The organism is Chitinophaga sp., assembly GCF_035564935.1.
Taxonomy (GTDB): Bacteria; Bacteroidota; Bacteroidia; order Chitinophagales; family Chitinophagaceae; genus Chitinophaga.
Window position 1 is genome coordinate 1 of record NZ_DATMTE010000421.1, and the last position, 2,061, is coordinate 2,061.

Here is a 2,061-nt window from a genome sequence, read left to right on the forward strand (position 1 = left end):
GCATCCTTTGATCCACCAGCAAGGTGTTGCTGCCATCATTATTGAAAAATGTGTAAATAAAAATACACTATGAAAAGGCACACGCTAACTAGTGGAATGCGTTACCACACGCAAAATACCGTGGTAAATATCACCTGTTCCCGTTACATTCAGATAGCAGGCGCTTATTGTAGCCGCTGTTGAAAGAAAAATCTTGCGTTCTGCAAGCTGTAAATAGAATGCCTGGTCAGGCTTGCGGGAAAGTTGTGCTGCAAATTTATTGGTGGTAAATTTATCAGCAACGTACCTCCCCGCATCCTCCTGGCATTTGTCAGCTGAGATCTTAAACCAAGCCCCTCTCATTTTTATTAACATGAAGATATATGTCAGCTGTCCGGTCTCAATGCCTTTACCGGCAAACCGGTTAAACAGCTGTAAGATATAATATAACGTATACGTATACACGTAATTTAGTGTATTTGTAACGAAATAGAATTGGGTTACTATCCATTGAGATTAAACGATCAACTTCAGTTCAAAAGGGGCGTTGCCTCAAACATTACTGGTGGGTTTTGTTGGTGATTGCCCCAGGGACTGAAGCCATTACGGGATCATCAAAGACTGCTTCCCGCCAACCGTTCATTAAGATATTTTCCGGAAGCAGCCGGCTTATACATAATAACGTATACGTCTATACTTTTTCCGGAAAGCCTGATTAAAATGAAGGAACCACTTGTTTCCAGGTAAGGTCCCCAGTGCCAGCAAGTCCCGACACGTGTCGGGACTTCTATTTTATACACCCCGTTCCACCGTTCCAATATAATATACCACATCCCGTTACCCATCTCCGGGAAATATATTTTCAAAAACCTTATGGAAAATATTTTACTGCATCATCTAATTGAAAAACATATTACCATGGACTCAGCTAAAATCCCGGGGAATGATTTCCTCGACATTCTCTTCTATGGAAGGAACAAAGATTATGGGGCCTATGAATTGCGTAGTCGTTATGACAGGCGCGTTCGCAATGCAGTAATGGGCACCGCTTCTATTATGCTGGTAATGATTGGTGGTTACGTGCTGAATAACACGTTGAGGGCCGCTGAAAATGTACACCGGCCAGTGCTGACAGAAAGAAAGATACTTGAACTGGAAAAACTGGAAATGCCGCCGGAACCTCCCGTTACCATTCCCCCACCACCGGTAACTTCGGCGCCCCCGCCAATGGCAGCCTCTATCAGGGCAACCACACCAGTGATTGTTAATACAGACGTACCACCGGATGAAATGCCTCCAAAGAATGCGGACCTGCAGAATGCGGTTGTAGGATTTACCACTTCAGATGGGGTAGAGGGAGGAATGGACATTGATCTGAATGCTAATGGCAACGGCGGTAACGGTGTGGTAGTGGCTCCCCCGGCCAGTAATCCCGATATACCGCATACTTTCGTGGAAATAATGCCTCAATTCCCTGGTGGCGAAGCGGCACTGGCAAAATATCTTGGCAATAACATCCGGTACCCGCATATCGCCCAGGACAACGGAATACAAGGCACTATATTTATTCAGTTCGTGGTAAACCGCGATGGCAGTATTTCCCAAGTGAAAACAACGGGTGCGGTAAAAGGCGGCGGCCTGGAAGAAGAAGCCATCCGCGTGGTGAGCAAAATGCCAAAGTGGAAACCCGGCAAACAGAACGGACAATACGTAGCCGTATATTTTAACCTGCCGGTTCGTTTCAGTTTAAACAATAACTAAGCATCCCTTTTCCTTCATTTCAATTAAAGTTTTAATTAATAACCCGGAAAGTGCTGTCATTATCAGACGGTGTGACCTCCTGTATTATTATCTCTTTAAATTTTATCATCCTGTTTATCCCGCTTACCTCCATTCACCTGCGCATTCTGATTCCTGATACCAGTCCCGGCCCGCATGTAGCGGCCGGGATTGCTTTTAATACCGCCGCTTCTTATTAGATAATATTCAAACATTATTACTTTATGTCAAACAAAAATCAAAAAACTAATAAATTACCATAATAATTATTAATTTAACAGCCGCTTAGTCTTCTTCTTTAGC

General features: G+C 43.9%; 2 protein-coding genes. Both read left to right on the forward strand.

Translation table 11 applies throughout. The annotated features are described in order from the left end of the window. Positions 1 to 897: 897 nt before the first annotated feature. Complete coding sequence (locus VN105_RS10980) at positions 898 to 1,740, forward strand: energy transducer TonB (RefSeq protein ID WP_325640758.1); 843 nt, start codon at positions 898 to 900, stop codon at positions 1,738 to 1,740. 50 nt (positions 1,741 to 1,790) lie between these two features. Next, the gene (locus VN105_RS10985; protein WP_325640760.1) at positions 1,791 to 1,958 is read left to right on the forward strand and encodes a hypothetical protein; all 168 of its coding nucleotides are present in this window, start codon (positions 1,791 to 1,793) and stop codon (positions 1,956 to 1,958) included. Positions 1,959 to 2,061: the final 103 nt, after the last annotated feature.